The organism is Chromobacterium sp. INPA-IVC, assembly GCF_059047085.1.
The window spans coordinates 20180-36566 of the sequence record NZ_JBTNLS010000008.1 but is presented as its reverse complement, the minus strand read 5'-3'; the positions used below and the strand labels follow the sequence as shown (position 1 = coordinate 36566).

General features: G+C 65.8%; 15 protein-coding genes and 2 tRNA genes. 13 read left to right on the top strand and 4 right to left on the bottom strand.

Annotated elements, in window-relative coordinates:
* Positions 1-72 precede the first annotated feature (72 nt).
* From ACX17K_RS15790 to ACX17K_RS15775, 4 genes are all read right to left on the bottom strand, one after another.
* A complete protein-coding gene (locus tag ACX17K_RS15790; RefSeq protein WP_493775562.1) occupies positions 73-1773 on the bottom strand; it encodes a sensor domain-containing diguanylate cyclase in 1701 nt (566 codons plus the stop codon).
* 185 nt (positions 1774-1958) lie between these two features.
* A tRNA-Met gene (locus tag ACX17K_RS15785) sits at positions 1959-2035 on the bottom strand.
* A 36-nt stretch (positions 2036-2071) separates the two neighbouring features.
* A tRNA-Met gene (locus tag ACX17K_RS15780) sits at positions 2072-2148 on the bottom strand.
* An 87-nt stretch (positions 2149-2235) separates the two neighbouring features.
* Positions 2236-3393, bottom strand: a complete 1158-nt coding sequence (locus ACX17K_RS15775) for a class I SAM-dependent methyltransferase (protein ID WP_493775561.1) — start codon at positions 3391-3393, stop codon at positions 2236-2238.
* An 85-nt stretch (positions 3394-3478) separates the two neighbouring features.
* On the opposite strand from ACX17K_RS15775, the gene ACX17K_RS15770 reads away from it, so the two are divergent.
* The 13 genes from ACX17K_RS15770 to ACX17K_RS15710 all read left to right on the top strand — a co-directional run bounded on the left by ACX17K_RS15770 (position 3479) and on the right by ACX17K_RS15710 (position 16306).
* Positions 3479-4237, top strand: a complete 759-nt coding sequence (locus ACX17K_RS15770) for a pteridine reductase (protein ID WP_493775560.1) — start codon at positions 3479-3481, stop codon at positions 4235-4237.
* A 75-nt stretch (positions 4238-4312) separates the two neighbouring features.
* Positions 4313-5278: a tRNA 2-thiocytidine(32) synthetase TtcA gene (gene ttcA / locus ACX17K_RS15765; protein WP_231154880.1), complete on the top strand. Its 966-nt coding sequence runs from the start codon at positions 4313-4315 to the stop codon at positions 5276-5278.
* Positions 5268-6068 carry a polyamine aminopropyltransferase gene (locus tag ACX17K_RS15760; RefSeq protein WP_021477413.1) on the top strand — a complete coding sequence of 267 codons (801 nt, stop codon included), beginning with the start codon at positions 5268-5270 and terminating at the stop codon, positions 6066-6068. Before ttcA ends, ACX17K_RS15760 begins: the two co-directional genes overlap by 11 nt.
* A 219-nt stretch (positions 6069-6287) precedes the next feature.
* Positions 6288-7598 (top strand): nucleotide sugar dehydrogenase, encoded by a 1311-nt coding sequence (locus ACX17K_RS15755; protein ID WP_493775742.1) that lies wholly within the window; start codon positions 6288-6290, stop codon positions 7596-7598.
* Positions 7599-7601: 3 nt separating this feature from the next.
* Positions 7602-8186, top strand: a complete 585-nt coding sequence (locus ACX17K_RS15750) for a YdcF family protein (RefSeq protein WP_493775559.1) — start codon at positions 7602-7604, stop codon at positions 8184-8186.
* Positions 8183-9241 (top strand): Gfo/Idh/MocA family protein, encoded by a 1059-nt coding sequence (locus ACX17K_RS15745; RefSeq protein ID WP_493775558.1) that lies wholly within the window; start codon positions 8183-8185, stop codon positions 9239-9241. Before ACX17K_RS15750 ends, ACX17K_RS15745 begins: the two co-directional genes overlap by 4 nt.
* 22 nt (positions 9242-9263) lie before the next feature.
* Entirely contained in the window at positions 9264-9842 is a 579-nt protein-coding gene (locus ACX17K_RS15740) for an acyltransferase (protein ID WP_493775557.1), read from the top strand.
* Between the two features lie 98 nt (positions 9843-9940).
* On the top strand, positions 9941-11038 hold the full coding sequence (locus tag ACX17K_RS15735) for a DegT/DnrJ/EryC1/StrS family aminotransferase (protein ID WP_493775556.1): 1098 nt from the start codon (positions 9941-9943) through the stop codon (positions 11036-11038).
* A gap of 4 nt (positions 11039-11042) precedes the next feature.
* The gene (locus tag ACX17K_RS15730; protein ID WP_493775555.1) at positions 11043-12314 is read left to right on the top strand and encodes a lipopolysaccharide biosynthesis protein; all 1272 of its coding nucleotides are present in this window, start codon (positions 11043-11045) and stop codon (positions 12312-12314) included.
* On the top strand, positions 12311-12892 hold the full coding sequence (locus tag ACX17K_RS15725) for an acyltransferase (RefSeq protein WP_493775554.1): 582 nt from the start codon (positions 12311-12313) through the stop codon (positions 12890-12892). Before ACX17K_RS15730 ends, ACX17K_RS15725 begins: the two co-directional genes overlap by 4 nt.
* Positions 12885-13967 (top strand): glycosyltransferase, encoded by a 1083-nt coding sequence (locus tag ACX17K_RS15720; RefSeq protein ID WP_493775553.1) that lies wholly within the window; start codon positions 12885-12887, stop codon positions 13965-13967. Before ACX17K_RS15725 ends, ACX17K_RS15720 begins: the two co-directional genes overlap by 8 nt.
* Before the next feature lie 5 nt (positions 13968-13972).
* Positions 13973-15067 carry a glycosyltransferase family 4 protein gene (locus ACX17K_RS15715; protein ID WP_046157461.1) on the top strand — a complete coding sequence of 365 codons (1095 nt, stop codon included), beginning with the start codon at positions 13973-13975 and terminating at the stop codon, positions 15065-15067.
* 3 nt (positions 15068-15070) lie between these two features.
* Complete coding sequence (locus ACX17K_RS15710; protein WP_493775552.1) at positions 15071-16306, top strand: glycosyltransferase family 4 protein; 1236 nt, start codon at positions 15071-15073, stop codon at positions 16304-16306.
* Positions 16307-16387: the final 81 nt, after the last annotated feature.

Sequence of the window (16387 nt, the reverse complement as noted above, 5' to 3'; positions counted from 1 at the left end):
TCATCCGGACGCCGCGCGCTGGATTGTGGATAAATCGCGCGGCGCGGCCGGGCTGTGGATAAGCTGGCCGGATCAGGCCGTCGCCTCGGCTTCGACCCGGTTGCGGCCGCCGGCCTTGGCGCGGTACAGCGCCAGATCGGCGCGCTTCACCGCCGCTTCCGGCTGCGCGTCCGCGGCGTCGGCGGTGGCCAGGCCTATGCTGAGCGTGATCCGGCCGACATCCGGCGCCTGCGATTGCTCGACGGCGGCGCGGATCTTTTCGGCCAGCACCGCCGCGCCTGTGGCGTCGGTTTCCGGCAGCAGCAGCAGGAACTCCTCCCCGCCGAAGCGCGCGACGAAGTCGGTGGCGCGCGCCGAATTCAGCAGGGTGTCGGCGATGTGAATCAGCACGCGGTCGCCGGCATCGTGGCCGAAGGTGTCGTTGACGCGCTTGAAGTGGTCGACATCCAGCAGCAGCACCGCATACGGCGCGCCGGTGCGGCCATAGCGCAGGTGTTCCTCCTGCAGCTGCTCGTTGGCGGCCATGCGATTGTGCAGGCGGGTCAGCGCGTCATGGCGCGCCTGCTGCGCCAGTTCCGCGGCCTTCCGCAATAGCAGGTGGTTGGACTCGCGCAGCTGCTCGGTGCGGTCGGCCACGATTTGCTCCAGATTGGCGTTGACGTCGGCCAACTGCTGTTTGCGGGCGAGCAGCGAGCTGGTCATGTTGCGCATCGCCTCCGACAGCTGGTTCAACTCCTGGGCGCCGCCCCGGATTTCCCAGTCGGGATTCTCATCGCCTTGGCCGACTCGCTCGGCGACCCCGGCCAGTTGTTCCAGCGGGCGGCTGAACGAGGTGGCTAGCCGGTAAACCGCCGCCATCAGCAGGAGGCTGGCGATCAGGCCCAGCAGCATCAAGGCGCCGCGCAGGCGGTTGAGCGCGGCCAGCGCCTGTTGTTTGGGTTGACGGATGATCACGCGCCAGCCCAGCCCCGCTTCCTGGGCTTTGGATTCGCTGTACAGGTAGTCGCCGCCGCCGCCGGGCCAGGGGCCGAGGCGAAAGAGTTGTCCTGCGGGCATGGGCGCCGGCGCCTGCACGCGGCCCACCGCGTCGAATGGCGACAGCAAGTTGTTTTGCCTATCGACGATGAAGGTTTCCAGGCTGGATTTGGCCGGCAGCCGCTCGCGTATGATGTCTTCAACCCAATCCCACAGCGCATGGGTGGCCAGCACGCCGCGCAGCTTGCCGGCGGCGTCGTAGATCGGAGAGGCGAAGTCGACGAAGCGCAGCGGCTCGCCGCCCTGAGCTGCGGGGTTGGGCATCAGCTTGGCCAGCAGCACAGCCTGGTGGATGTCGCCGACGAAGGGCGCGCGCTGGCCGTGGATGAACCAGGGGCGCTTGGCGGCGCTCTGGCCGACCAGCATGCCGCCGGCGGCGGAGACGATCATGCCGCTGGTGTCGGCGACGCCGATCCAGGCGTAATACTTGTAAGCTTGCTTGGTGCGCTCCAGGCTCTGGCGTAGGTCATCGCCGTCCAGCGGCGCTCGGACGTAAGTGGGCGTCTGCGCCAGCAGGATCACCTCGCGGTGTCTTTCCTTTAGATTGCTCTCGATGGCTTTGGCGATGTTGCCGGCCAAGCTGTTCATGGCCTCGCCCTGGTCCCGGATGATGCGGTCGGACAGCATCCGATCCAGGCTCAGCGCGGCCAGCAGCGCTGAGGCGAGGAACAGCCCGCCAAACAAGGCGGCCAGCCGCAATCGGAAGCTGCCGGGCAGGGCGTGGAATGTGCGGATCATGGCGGCCTTGGCGGATGGGGGTATTGCTGAATTATAGATTCGCGGCGGACTGGATTGTCCACTCTCAGCCGGCTGGGCATGCGGCTGCGCGAAGCGGGCCTGGCGGATGGGGCGTTTTGTGGTTTTCGGATGGGCATCCGCTAGGAAAGCAAAAAAGGCCAGCTTGCGCTGGCCTTTTTTGTATTTGGTGGCGAATCAGGGACTCGAACCCCGGACCTGCGGATTATGATTCCGTCGCTCTAACCGACTGAGCTAATTCGCCGTGGAGAAACCGCTTGCGCGTCTTCTCGTCAAACTGTGGTGGCGAATCAGGGACTCGAACCCCGGACCTGCGGATTATGATTCCGTCGCTCTAACCGACTGAGCTAATTCGCCACATTTCGATGCTGTCGCACCGAGACGCGAACTATACGCAGCGCCCCGGGAGCTGTCAAGCGCCTTTTGCGGGATTGTGGCGGGGGCTCACAGCGTGTAGCAGCGGTCGCCGCGGGCGAAGCCCAGCCAGTCTATGGAAACGCCCTTGCCGAAGCCCATCGCCTTGAAGGTTTCGCCCATTTCCTGCGGCGACAGCAAGCGCTGTGCCGCCTTGGCCACCGGCAGATAGCTTTTGACGTCGCTGGCGTCCAGCGACTGCAGCCGGTCCACCAGGCCGCAGTTGACCAGGAACTGCGCCTGGCTGGTATAGCCTATCAGGTCGAGGCCGGCGTCGATGCCGCTTTGGGCGACGGCGCTGAAGTCGACGTGGCAGGTCAGGTCCATCAGGCCAGGCAGGTAGAACGGGTCCTGCACCGTGTGGTGGCGGTAGTGGCCCAGCAGCGTGCCCATGCTGCGCTCCGGGTGATAGTACTCTGACGCGGCGTGGCCGTAATCGATCATCAGGATGGCGCCGCGGGTCAGCGCGCCGGCGACGGTGGCGATGAAGCCGCGGTTGGCCAGGCTGATCTCGGTCTCGTAGCGCGGAATGTCCGGCACCAGCTGCGCGGCCAGCTCGGCCAGCCGGGCATCGGCGAAATCGCGGTCTTCATAGGCGAGGGCGCCGTCGCGGATGGTGACGCCGCGCTGGCGCAGCGCGCGGTTTTCGTCGCGGAACACCATCTCGCAGGGCATGGCGTCCAGCAATTCATTGCCGATGACGATGCCGTCGATGGCGTCCGGCAGCCGATCGGCCCATTCGACGCGGCCGGCCAGGTGCGGCAGCGCGGCGCGGATGTTTTGCCGCTGCCGGTCGATCAGGTCCGGCGACAGGTCCAGGATCATGTATTTTTGCGGCAAGCAGCCCAGCGCTTCCAGTTCGGCCAGCAGGTCTATCGCCAGCTTGCCGGTGCCGGCGCCGAATTCGTAGATGGCGCCGGCGGTCTGCGGCAGCAACTCGGTCAGCTGGCGGGCCAGCGACTGGCCGAACAGCGGCGTCAGCTCAGGCGCGGTGATGAAATCGCCGCTCTCGCCCAGCTTGCTGCTGCCGGCCGCGTAATAGCCCATGCCAGGCGCGTAGAGCGCCAATTCCATATAATGCGAAAAGGGTATCCAGCCGCCGGCGTCGGCGACGGCCTGGCTGATGCGGCCGCATAAGGCCTGGCTGGTGGCCAGCGCTTCTGGACTGGCGGCGGGTAAGGTGGTCATGGCTGTCGTCCTGCTACAATGTGGCGCGATTGTGGTGCAAAGCGCAGCGCCCGTGAAGGGGCGAGGAATTCGATTCGAGGAAGCAATGCTAACAGAGCGACAACAAGATGAGCGCGTGGTCCTGATCACCGGCGCCGCGCGCCGGGTGGGAGCGGGCATCGCCCGGCTGCTGCACGCGCGCGGGCTGAGGCTGGTGTTGCACTACCGCGGCTCGCGCGCCGAGGCCGAGGCGCTGGCGGCGGAATTGAACGCGATTCGGCCGGACAGCGCCAAACTGGCCCAGGCCGATCTGCTGGACGCGGCGGCGCTGCCGGAGCTGGCGGCGCGAGCGGTGGCGGCCTTTGGCCGGCTGGACGGCCTGGTCAACAACGCGTCCAGTTTCTTTCCGACGGAAGTGGGGAAGATCGACGAAGCGGCCTGGCATGATCTGATGGGCAGCAATCTGAAGGCGCCGCTGTTCCTGAGCCAGGCGCTGGCGCCGGAGCTGACGAGGCGCGGCGGCGCCATCGTCGGCATCGCCGACATCCATGTCGACAGGCCGATGGCGCGGCATGTGGTGTACAACCTGGCCAAGGCCGGCCACGCCCAGCTGATCCGCAGCCTGGCGATCGAGCTGGCGCCGGCGGTGCGGGTCAACGGCGTGGCGCCGGGCGTCAATTTGTGGCCGGAGAGCGAGGCTTCGTTCGACACGGCGGGGCGCGAAGCGATCGAGGCGAGCATACCGCTGCGGCGCACCGGCGTGCCGGAAGACATCGCCCGCGCGGTGGCTTTCCTGCTGCTGGACGCGACTTACGTCACCGGCCAGATACTGGCGGTGGATGGCGGCCGCGGCATCGTGTTGTGACGGTTTTCCGCCGCCATGGATTTTGGCGGCGGGAAACGGTAAAATCGCCTGTTTTTCAATTTCTTAGCCGTACCCATGTCCGAACTGAACGCCGCGCTCGACGACAAGGCCAAGAAGGCCGCGTTTGAAGGCAACAAACTGGCCAAGCGCCTGCGCCACCATGTCGGTGACGCCATCAATGATTTCAACATGATCGAAGAGGGCGACCGCGTGATGGTCTGCCTGTCGGGCGGCAAGGACAGCTATACCTTGCTGGACATCCTGCTGGGCCTGCAGAAGTCCGCGCCGATCGACTTCTCCATCGTCGCGGTCAATCTGGACCAGAAGCAGCCGGGCTTCCCCGAGCACGTGCTGCCGCAATACCTGGAATCCATCGGCGTCGAGTACCGCATCGTCGAGGAAGACACCTACTCCATCGTCAAGCGGCTGGTGCCGGAAGGCAAGACCACCTGCAGCCTGTGCTCGCGCCTGCGCCGCGGCATCCTGTACCGCGTGGCCGACGAGCTGGGCGCCACCAAGATCGCGCTGGGCCACCACCGCGACGACATCCTGCACACGCTGTTCCTGAACATGTTCTACGGCGGCAAGATGAAGGCGATGCCGCCGAAGCTGGTGTCCGACGACGGCCGCCACATGGTGATCCGCCCGCTGGCCTATTGCCGCGAGAAGGACATCATCCGCTACGCCGATTTGAAAGAATTTCCGATCATCCCGTGCAATCTGTGCGGCTCGCAGCCCAATCTGCAGCGCCAGGTGGTCAAGGAGATGGTCAACGACTGGGACAAGCGTTTCCCCGGCCGCGTCGAGAGCATGTTCCGCGCGCTGCAAAACGTCGTCCCGTCGCATCTGGCCGACACCAAGCTGTACGATTTCGCGTCGCTGAAAACCGGCGACGCGCCGTTCGCCGACGGCGACACCGCTTTCGACAAGGAAGAATTCCGCGATCCGGCGCCGGATGCGGACGACGCGGCCGAGGCGGCGCCGAAGCGCACCATCAGCATCCTGGACTCCCGCGCCAAGGAGTCCGGCTGTGGCGCGTAGAGCGCTGCACCCGTTCCGCCGCCGCGTGCGGCCGGCGGTGGAGGCGATGCCGGAGGTGGAGATCTCGGAAGAGGGCAATATCCGTTCGCTGCACCTGGGCTCGGAAACGATACAGAGCTCGATGGATCTGGACGATCCGCCGGATCTGGTGCTGTCCTACAGCCGGGCGATGATGGGCTTCCTGCTGTGGAACGACGATCCCAAGCACATCCTGCAGATCGGCCTGGGCGGCGGCTCTTTCGCCCGCTTCATCGATGAGTACCTGCCGGACGCCGTCAGCGTGGCGGTGGATATCAACCCGCAGGTGATCGCGGTGGCGCGCGCCTTTTTCCAGCTGCCGGAGGAGGGCGATTTCTTCGAGATCGTCGAGGCCGACGGCGCCGACTACGTGAAGATCTTCCGCGGCTCCACCGACGCCATCCTGGTGGATGGCTTCGACGGCCTGCAGATCGTCGACGCGCTGACGACGGAAGACTTCTTCGAGGACTGCAAGCGCGCGCTGAGCCCCAAGGGCGTGTTCGTCACCAATTGGTGGAGCGGCGACAAGCGCTACCAGGCTTTCATCGAACGCTTGTTGAACGTTTTCGAGGGGCGGGTGATCGAACTGCCTGCCGCTACCCACGGCAACGTCGCGGTGATCGCCTTCCGCCAGAGCCCGACGCTGACGCAGTGGGAGGCGCTGAAAAAGCGCGCCGACGAGCTGGAGGGGCGCTTCGGGTTGGAGTTCGGCGAGTTCGTCAACCGGCTGAAGCAGACCAACCAGCAGACCGCCGGGCACCTGTTGATCTGAGCCAGGACAAATCCGCCGCGAAAAGCGCGCGGTGGTTACGTTTGCTTACCCAAAAGCCGGCGCAACGCGGCGTATAATGCCAAGTTGCGCGCGCATCGAGCGCCGGTTTCGGGCCCGAGGCCCGGGTCAGACGTGGCAGTACCTTATACCTGAGTACCGAATGACCGGGCGGCAGACGGGCGTCTGCCGCTCAAGCTTTTACATCCTGTTGGGACTTTCATCGTGATCAAGCAGCAACTGCTCAATCGTATCGCGGACAAATCCGCTGTGATCGGCATCGTGGGTCTGGGCTATGTCGGCCTGCCGCTGATGCTGCGTTTCGCCGAGGTCGGCTACAAGGTTCTGGGCTTCGACATCGACAAGAGCAAGGTCGATGCCCTGATGGCCGGCAACAGCTACATCGAGCACATTTCCGCCGACAGCATCGCCACCGCCCTGACCCGCGGCTTCGAAGCCACCACCGACTTCTCCCGCGCCGGCGAAGCCGACACGCTGATCCTGTGCGTGCCGACGCCGCTGAACAAGTACCGCGAGCCGGACCTGTCCTTCGTGCTGAACACCATCGACAGCCTGGTGCCTTATCTGCGCGAAGGCCATCTGGTGTCGCTGGAGTCCACCACCTATCCGGGCACCACCGACGAAGAACTGCTGCCGCGCATGGAATCGCGCGGCCTGAAGGTGGGCGACAACGCCTTCCTGGTGTTCTCGCCGGAGCGCGAAGATCCGGGCAATCCCGACTTCACCACCCGCACCATTCCCAAGGTGTGCGGCGGCGTCACCGAAGCCTGCCAGGAAATCGGCGTCGCGCTGTACAGCGCGGTGATCGACAAGGTGGTGCCGGTGTCGTCCACCCGCGCCGCCGAAATGACCAAGCTGCTGGAGAACATCCACCGCGCGGTCAACATCGGCCTGGTCAACGAGATGAAGATCGTCGCCGACCGGATGGGCATCGACATCCACGAAGTGATCCGCGCCGCGGCCACCAAGCCCTTCGGCTTCGTGCCCTACTATCCGGGCCCGGGTCTGGGCGGCCACTGCATCCCGATCGACCCGTTCTACCTGACCTGGAAGGCGCGCGAGTACGGCGTCAACACCCGCTTCATCGAACTGGCCGGCGAAGTGAACAGCAATATGCCGGACTACGTGGTGTCCAAGGTGGCCTCCGCGCTGAACCTGCGCAAGAAATCCATCAACGGCAGCCGCGTGCTGGTGCTGGGCATCGCCTACAAGAAGAACGTCGACGACATGCGCGAAAGCCCGTCGGTGTTCCTGATGGAAAAACTGCGCGACCTGGGCGCCGAAGTGGCGTACAGCGATCCGCACGTGCCGGTGTTCCCGAAGATGCGCGAACATGCGTTCGATCTGAAGAGCGTGCCGCTGAGCGCCGAGTCCATCGCCGGCTACGACTGCGTGCTGCTGGCCACCGACCACGACAAGTTCGACTACGAGCTGATCAAGGCCAAGGCCCAACTGGTGGTCGACAGCCGCGGCAAGTACCTGGAGCCTGCCGAGCACATCGTCAAGGCTTAAGGCGTGCAAGGGCGCTTTCCCCGGGCGGGAGCGTGGCTGGCGGCGCTGGGCGCGCTCGCGCTGCTGGCCGTGCTGGCGATGACGCCGCTGATCCGCTATTCCAAGAGCTGGCTGGTGGCCGAGGCGCCCCAGCCGCGCGCGGACTGGATCGTGGTGCTGGGCGGGGAAAGCGGCGAGCGAGTGATAGGCGCGGCGGAACTGTACCATCAGGGCCGCGCGCCTTTCGTCTTCGTCAGCGGCGAAGGCGATTGCCTGTTGATTGTGAAGCGGCTGCAGATGGCCGGCGTGCCGCGCGGGAAGATAGGCTATGAGTGCCAGTCCAGGAACACGCGGCAGAACGCCGAGTTCACCCGGCAGGCGCTGGCCTCCCACCAGCCCAAGCGGATCACGCTGGTGACCTCGTGGTTTCATTCGCGGCGGGCGCTGGAAACCTTCCGCCAGGCCTGGCCGGAAGTGGACTGGGGCATGCACATCGTGTACCCGGGCAACGACCTGTACCACAGCCTGGCCTGGTATGAAGCCGGCGCGGTGCTGACCGAATATTTGAAGATACTGGTGTATTCAGTACGTTACTGGACGTTCAGATGATAGTGATTCCTCCGATTGCCGATCGCAAGATCCGCTTCGCCCTGGTCGGCTGCGGCCGCATCGCCAACAACCACTTCGGCGCGCTGGAGAAGCACGCCGACCGCGCCGAGCTGGTCGACGTCTGCGACATCGACCCGGCCGCGCTGAAGGCGGCCGTCGAGCGCACCGGCGCCCGCGGCCACGCCAGCCTGACCGACATGCTGGCGCAGACCAACGCCGACATCGTCATCCTGACCACGCCGTCCGGCCTGCATCCGAGCCAGAGCATCCAATGTTCCGAAGCCGGCTTCCACGTGATGACCGAGAAGCCGATGGCCACCCGCTGGGAAGACGGCCTGGAGATGGTCAAGGCCGCCGACAAGGCGAACCGACACCTGTTCGTGGTCAAGCAGAACCGCCGCAACGACACACTGCAGCTGTTGAAGCGCGCGATGACGGAGAAGCGCTTCGGCCGCATCTACATGGTCAACGTCAATGTGTTCTGGACCCGTCCGCAGGAGTACTACGACGCGGCCGGCTGGCGCGGCACCTGGGAATTCGACGGCGGCGCCTTCATGAATCAGGCCAGCCATTACGTCGACCTGCTGGACTGGCTGATCGGCCCGGTGGAAAGCGTGCAGGCCTACACCGCCACGCTGGCGCGCAACATCGAGGTGGAAGACACCGGCACCGTCAGCGTCAAATGGCGCTCCGGCGCGCTGGGCAGCATGAACGTCACCATGCTGACTTATCCGAAGAATCTGGAAGGCAGCATCACCATCCTGGGCGAAAAGGGCTCGGTGCGCGTCGGCGGCATGGCCGTCAACGAAATCCAGCACTGGGAATTCGCCGAGCCGCACGCGATGGACGAAGACATCAAGAAAGCCAGCTACGCGACCACCAGCGTCTACGGCTTCGGCCACCCGCTGTACTACGACAACGTGATCAAGACCATGCGCGGCGAAGCCACGCCGGAAACCGACGGCCGCGAGGGCTTGAAGTCGCTGGAGCTGTTGATCGCGATGTATCTGTCGGCCCGCGACGGCCGCCGCGTCAGCCTGCCGCTGGATTACTGATTTGACGAACGAGGTTCCGCACATGACTGCCACCATCCACCCCAGCGCCATCGTCGACGAAGGCGCCACCCTGGGCGAGGGCACCCGCGTCTGGCACTGGGTGCACATTTGCGGCGGCGCGAAGATCGGCAAGGGCTGCTCCTTCGGCCAGAACGTGTTCGTCGGCAACGACGTGCTGATCGGCGACAACGTCAAGGTGCAGAACAATGTGTCGATCTACGACGCGGTGACGCTGGAGGATGACGTGTTCTGCGGCCCGTCCATGGTGTTCACCAACGTCAACAATCCGCGCAGCCACGTCAACCGCAAGAACGAATACCGCCGCACGGTGGTGAAGAAGGGTGCGTCCATCGGCGCTAACGCCACCATCGTCTGCGGCCACACGGTGGGCGAGTACGCCTTCATCGGCGCCGGCGCGGTGGTCACCCGCGACGTGCCGGCCTACGCGCTGATGGTGGGCACGCCGGCCAAGCGCATCGGCTGGATGTGCTCGTGCGGCGAGCGCCTGTCCAACGACATCGGCACCCACTCCTGCCCGGTGTGCGGCATTCATTACGAGGTCGGCGGCAATCACTGCACGCCGATCAAGAGCGGCGAGTAAGCGCCGCCCGCGCGGCTTGTCCAGGGCGGCTCCCCATCGTTGGGGATGGGCCGCCGCCGCGCGATTTTCCAAAATATTGATTCGGGGTTGATCCTCTTATGTCCATCCAGTTCATCGATCTGAAAGCGCAATACCAGCATCTGAAAGCCGACATCGACGCCCGCATCCATGCGGTGCTGGATCACGGCCAGTACATCATGGGGCCGGAAGTGAAGGAGGTGGAGGAGCAGCTGGCGGCCTACACCGGCGCCAAGCACGCCATCGGCGTTTGCGACGGCACCAAGGCGCTGCTGATCGCGATGATGGCTTTGGGCATCGGCCCCGGCGACGAGGTGATCACCACGCCGTTCACCTTCATCGCCACCGGCGAGATGATCGCCCTCTTGGGCGCCAAGCCGGTGTTCGTCGACATCGACCCGATCAGCTACAACCTGGACCCGAACCTGCTGGAGGCGGCGATCACGCCGCGCACCCGCGCCATCATGCCGGTCAGCCTGTACGGCCAGGCGGCCGACTTCGCCGCGATCAACGCCATCGCCGACAAGCACGGCATCCCAGTGATCGAGGACGGCGCGCAGAGCTTCGGCTCCAGCCAGAACGGCAAGCAATCCGGCAACCTGTCCACCATCGGCTGCACCAGCTTCTTCCCCAGCAAGCCCTTGGGCTGCTACGGCGACGGCGGCGCGGTGTTCACCAGCGACGACGCGCTGGCGAAGAAGATCCGCGAGATCCGTGTGCACGGCCAGGATCGCCGCTACCATCATCCGGTCATCGGCCTGAACGGCCGCCTGGACACCATCCAGGCCGCGGTGCTGCTGGCCAAGCTGCCCAGCTTCGCCGACGAAGTCGCCGCCCGCGAGCGCATCGGCGCCCGCTACAGCGACTTGCTGAAGGATGTGGCCCGGGTGCCGGTGATCGGCGCCGGCAACACCCACGTCTACGCGCAGTACACCATCGAGGTGGACGAGCGCGAGGCGGTGCAGGCTAAGCTCAAGGAGCTGGGCGTGCCGACCGCCGTCCACTACCCGATCCCGCTGCACCTGCAGCCGGCTTTCGCCCACCTGGGCCATGGCGAGGGCAGCTTCCCGCTGTCCGAGGCCGCCGGCCGCCGCGTGATGAGCTTGCCGATGCATCCCTTCCTGAGGGAAGAGGCGCAGGACGCCATCGTCGCCGCGGTGAAGAAGGCGCTGGGCTGAGCGGATGGTGTCATTGTCGTCGCTGCGCGTGCCTAAAAGCGGTTTCATCCGCCACATCATCACCCTGGTGACCGGGGCGGCGGTGGCCCAGGTGGTGCCGCTGCTGGCCTCGCCGCTGATCACCCGGCTGTACGACCCGCACGAGGTGGGCATCCAGGCGGTGTACGTGTCGTGGATGTCGACGCTGGCGGTGCTGGCCACCGCCCGCTACGAGATGGCCATCGTGCTGCCCGCCGACGAGCGGCGCGCCGACAATCTGATGGGCTTGTCGTTGCTGTGCTCCAGCGCGCTGGCTTTGTTGATCGGCCTGGTGGTGCTGATGGGCGGCCACTCCCATATCGCCGCCCATCTGGGTGCGCCGGAGCTGGAGTCCTGGCTGGTGCTGCTGCCGCTGTCGGTGTGGCTGGCCGGCCTGATGCAGGCCTGGACCAACTGGAACAACCGCCACCGCCGCTACCAGGCCAACGCCAACGGCCGCATGACCCAGTCCTTCGGCATGGCCGGCACCCAGGTGCTGGCCGGCTGGCTGGGCGCCGGCGCCGGCGGCCTGATCCTGGGCCAGTTGGCCGGCCAGATCGGCTCGCTGCTGGCGCAGAGCTGGCAGGATCTGAAAAGCCGGCTGGGCTGGCGGCGCGGCGTCAGCCGCCAGGGCATGCGCGAGGCGGCGATCGCCTATATCGAGTTTCCCAAGATCAACGCGCCGCATGCCTTGAGCACGGCGCTGCTGGACTCCGCCACCCTGGCGGTGCTGACCGTGCTGGCCAGCACCTCCGCCGTCGGCTTCTACGGCCTGATGATGCGGGTGCTGAAGCTGCCGGCGGCCTTGATCGGCCAGGCAGTGGCCCAGGTGGCCTACCGCGAGCTGGCCGAGGCGCGCAATCTGGGCAAGCCGCTGCGTCCCATTCTGCGCAAGATGATGCTGACGCTGTTCGGCATGTCGCTGTTTCCCTTCCTGGTGATCCAGATTTTCGGCGAGCCCTTGTTCACGCTGGTGTTCGGCCATAACTGGGCCGAGGCCGGCCGCTACGCCGAGGCGATGTCGCTGTACATCCTGTTCCATTTCGTCGCCTCGCCGCTGGGCATGGTGCCGCCGGTGATCAATCGCCAGCGCTTCGCGTTTTTCCTGTCCCTGGTGCAGGCCGTGCTGTTCCTCGGGTCGTTGTGGCTTGGCTTCCATCTCTGGCAGGATGCGGTGGCCACGTTCCAACTGGTGTCGGTCGTGATGGCCGGCTATTTCCTTGCTTACTTCACCTGGCTTTATAAGGCGGCACGATGAACTTGCACGGAATTCTCAGCCGTATCCGTTTCCGGTTGTCGGCATGGGTGCGTCCGCGGATGGTGTACGGCTTCCATCGCGGCGATGGCGTATTCCTCAAACGCACCCGCGTCTCCAACATGACGCGCATCGAACACATCGACAAACTGATGGTCGAGGACAATGTCTACATCGGCCATTTCAACCTGGTCGACGCTTCCGGCGGCCTGTACATAGGCGAGGGCTGCCAGATCACCAACTACGTGTCGGTATTGACCCACTCCAGCCATGTGGCGATCCGTTTGTACGGCCGCGAATACCTGACGCGCGACAACCACGTCGGCTATCTGAAGAAATCCACCCGGCTGGGGGCGTACAGCTTCATCGGCCCGCACTCGGTGCTGATGCCGGGCGTCGAGCTGGGCAAGGGCAGCATCGTGTCGGCCTACAGCTTCGTGCCGGCCGGCGAGTATCCGGATTTCGCCATCCTGGCCGGCAATCCGGCGCGGGTAGTCGGCGACACCCGCGACGGCGATGCAGAGTGGCTGGCGCAGAGTCCGGAGCTGCACCGCCTGTACGAGGCCTGGGCCAATGACTGACAAGATCGCCCGCCTGCTGGTGGCGGGCTCTGCCTCGATCCACACCTGGCGTTTTCTGGCTGGCATCGCGCCGCATGTGGATGAGCTGTATCTGGCCTGCAACGGAGATGTGCCGGCGGAGCGCCGTCCGGCCAACCTGAAAGGCGAGTTGCGCGTCGATTTCAGCCTGAAGGCCTGGTCCACCGCCGGCCGGCTCCAGGACTGGATCGCCGAGGTGAAGCCCGGCGTGGTCCACGTCCACCAGGCCAACAGCGTGGCCTGGCACGCCCGCCGCGCGCTGGCCGGTTCGAAGATTCCGATGTTGCTGACCGCCTGGGGCTCGGACGTGCTGCTGCTGCCCGACCAGAACCAGCTGCTGCGGGCGATGGTGCGCGGCAATCTCAAGGCCGCCGCCGCGATCACGTCGGATTCCTTGTACATGGCGGCGAAGATCCGCGAGCTGGCCGGCGATTGCCGCATCAGCCTGCTGAGTTACGGCATCGACGGGCTGCCGCCGGAGCCTGTTGTCCAGGCCAAGAAGAAGCAGGTGCTGTCATGCCGGCTGCACAAGCCGCTGTACCGCATAGACGCCATCCTCAAGGGTTGGGCCGAGGTGGAGAAGAGCGGCTGCTGCGCCGACTGGAATCTGGTCGTCGCCGCCAGCGGCGGCGAAACCGATAATTTGAAACGGCTGGCGGCTTCGCTCGGCCTCCAGCGCGTCGAATTCGCCGGCTTCGTCGACAGCGCCGCGTTGGGCAAGCTGTACGCCGAGTCGCGCGTTTTCGTCAGCGTGCCGCGCTCGGACGCTACCAGCGTCAGCCTGATGGAGGCGATGGGCCATGGCTGCCTGCCGCTGCTGTCCAATCTGCCGGCCAATGGCGAATGGGTGATAGACGGCCTCAACGGCATGATCGCCGAGGACGTCGAGCGGCTGGGGCCCGAGCTGTGCCGCGCGATGATCAAGGCCGAGGACGACGCGGCGCTGGGCGCCGCCGCCGAGATCAACCGCGGCCTGGTGGCGGCCAAGGCGCTGCACCAGGCCAATATGGCCGGCTTCGCCGACTTGATCCGCGAACTGGCCGCCAACAAGGTTTGAACCTGATGAAAATAGCCCACCTGACCTCTGCCCATCCGCGCCACGACATCCGCATCTTCGTCAAGGAGTGCAGCTCGCTGGCGGCGGCCGGCCATGAGGTGACGCTGATCGTCGCCGACGGCCAGGGCGAGGAAATCCGCAACGGCGTGCGCATCCACGATGTCGGCCCCAAAACCGGCGGCCGCCTGTCGCGGATGACCGGCACCGTCAAGCGCGTCTACCAGGCCGCGCTGAAGCTGCGGCCGGACGTGGTCCATTTCCACGACCCGGAGCTGATTCCCGCCGGCGTGCGCCTGAAGCAGGCCGGCATCAAGGTGGTGTACGACGTGCACGAGGACGTGCCGCGCCAGATTCTGGCCAAGCACTGGATACCCGGCGCGGTGCGCCCGCTGGTGTCCGGCGGCTTCGAAACGCTGGAAGACTGGGCGGCGCGCCGCTTTGACGCCATCGTCACCTCCACCCCGCACATCCGCAAACGCTTCGAAAAGCTGGGCGCCAACGCGCTGGACGTGTGCAACTTCCCGATTCTGGAAGAGCTGGTGCGCGACACGCCGTGGGAAAGCCGCCGCAACGAGGTGTGCTACATCGGCGGCATCAGCCGCATCCGCGGCATCGAGCCCATCGTCGCCGCGCTGCCGGGCACCTCCACCCGGCTGAACCTGGCCGGGCCGTGGAGCGAGAGCGATCTCCGCGCCAAGGTGACGGCCGAGCCGGGCTGGGCGCGGGTCAACGACCTGGGCGTGCTGGACCGCAAGGGCGTGGCCGAGGTACTGGCCAGGAGCAAGATCGGCCTGGTGACGCTGTTCCCCACGCCGAATTACGTGGACGCGCTGCCGATCAAGCTGTTCGAATACATGGCCGCCGGCATGCCGGTGATCGCCAGCGACTTTCCGGTCTGGCGCGAGATCGTCGACGACGCCGGCTGCGGCGTATTGGTCGATCCGCAGGACGCGGCCGCCATCTCCGCCGCCATCAACGAGCTATTGGGCGACGAGGCGCGCATGCGCGCGCTCGGCGAGTCCGGCAAGCGGGCGGTGCTCAATAAATACAGCTGGGCGGCTGAGGCCGACAAGCTGATCAAGCTGTACGCGACGTTGTAATCCATGAAAATTCTCTACATAAACCACTACGCCGGCAGCCCGCGCCACGGCATGGAATTCCGCCCCTACTACCTAGCGCGGGAATGGGTGCAGGCCGGGCACGAAGTCAACATGCTGGCGGCCGACGTGTCGCACCTGCGCCAGACCCATCCGCAGGTGGATGGCAAGTACCGGGACGAGGACATCGACGGCATCCGCTACACCTGGTGCAAGACCCGTCCTTACGAAGGCAACGGCGTCGGCCGGGTGTTGAACATCTTCAGCTTCCTGGCCAAGGTCATGGGCTTGTCGCGCCGTTATCTGAAAGAGTGGAAGCCGGACGTGGTGATCGCCTCGTCCACCTACCCGCTGGACACCGTGCCGGCGGCGTGGATCGCCGGCAAGACCGGCGCCCGGCTGGTCTACGAGGTGCACGACCTGTGGCCGCTGACGCCGGTGGAGGTGGGCGGCATGTCGCCCAAGCACCCGTTCATCCGCCTGCTGCAGTGGGCCGAGGATTTCGGCTATAGGCGCGCCGATACCGTGGTGTCGATGCTGCCCTGCGCCAGGGATTACATGATGGCGCACGGCATGGCGCCGGAAAAATACGCGGTGATCCCCAATGGCGTGGACGTGGGCGAATGGCAGGGCGAGGCGCAGCCTTTGTCCGCCGAGCACCGGATGCGGCTGGCGGAATTGAAGGCTCGAGGGCGCTTCCTCGTCGGCTACGCTGGCGGCCATGGCTTGGCCAACGCGCTGGATTATTTGCTGGAGGCAGCGGCCTTGATGCGCGACGCGCCGGTGACTTTCGTGCTGGTGGGCGACGGCCCGGACAAGCAGGCGCTGGTGGCGCGCGCCGCCGAGCTGAAGCTGGACAACGTGATGTTTTTGCCGTCCATCGCCAAGCGCAGCGTGCCCGCCTTCCTGGCCGAGTGCGACGCGCTGTACATCGGCTGGCGCAAGCTGCCGATCTACCGCTTCGGCATCAACCCGAACAAGCTGTTCGACTACATGATGGCGGGCAAGCCGGTGATCCACTCGGTGGAGGCCGGCAACGATATGGTGAAGGATGCCGGCGCCGGCCTGAGCATAGGCGTGGAAGACCCGGCGGTGATCGCCGACGCGGTCAAGCGGATGGCGGTGCTGCCGCTGGCCGAGCGCGAGGCGATGGGCGCGGCCGGCAAGGCCTATGTGCTGGCCAATCACGATTACGCGGTGCTGGCGCGCCGTTTTCTGGACGCGGTGCGGCTGCAAGGATAGGGCCGAGGCTCGCGGTGCGGGCGGTCCGCCAGGCATCGCCAGTGAATTGATGGGTATGGCGGAACGCTTTGGCTTCCGCCC

Bases quoted from the DNA above. Each gene is read 5' to 3' on its own strand.
- ACX17K_RS15790 (WP_493775562.1), bottom strand. From the start codon at position 1,773: ATGATCCGCACATTCCACGCCCTGCCCGGCAGCTTCCGATTGCGGCTG.
- ACX17K_RS15775 (WP_493775561.1), bottom strand. From the start codon at position 3,393: ATGACCACCTTACCCGCCGCCAGTCCAGAAGCGCTGGCCACCAGCCAG.
- ACX17K_RS15770 (WP_493775560.1), top strand. From the start codon at position 3,479: ATGCTAACAGAGCGACAACAAGATGAGCGCGTGGTCCTGATCACCGGC.
- ttcA (WP_231154880.1), top strand. From the start codon at position 4,313: ATGTCCGAACTGAACGCCGCGCTCGACGACAAGGCCAAGAAGGCCGCG.
- ACX17K_RS15745 (WP_493775558.1), top strand. From the start codon at position 8,183: ATGATAGTGATTCCTCCGATTGCCGATCGCAAGATCCGCTTCGCCCTG.
- ACX17K_RS15740 (WP_493775557.1), top strand. From the start codon at position 9,264: ATGACTGCCACCATCCACCCCAGCGCCATCGTCGACGAAGGCGCCACC.
- ACX17K_RS15735 (WP_493775556.1), top strand. From the start codon at position 9,941: ATGTCCATCCAGTTCATCGATCTGAAAGCGCAATACCAGCATCTGAAA.
- ACX17K_RS15730 (WP_493775555.1), top strand. From the start codon at position 11,043: ATGGTGTCATTGTCGTCGCTGCGCGTGCCTAAAAGCGGTTTCATCCGC.
- ACX17K_RS15725 (WP_493775554.1), top strand. From the start codon at position 12,311: ATGAACTTGCACGGAATTCTCAGCCGTATCCGTTTCCGGTTGTCGGCA.
- ACX17K_RS15720 (WP_493775553.1), top strand. From the start codon at position 12,885: ATGACTGACAAGATCGCCCGCCTGCTGGTGGCGGGCTCTGCCTCGATC.
- ACX17K_RS15715 (WP_046157461.1), top strand. From the start codon at position 13,973: ATGAAAATAGCCCACCTGACCTCTGCCCATCCGCGCCACGACATCCGC.
- ACX17K_RS15710 (WP_493775552.1), top strand. From the start codon at position 15,071: ATGAAAATTCTCTACATAAACCACTACGCCGGCAGCCCGCGCCACGGC.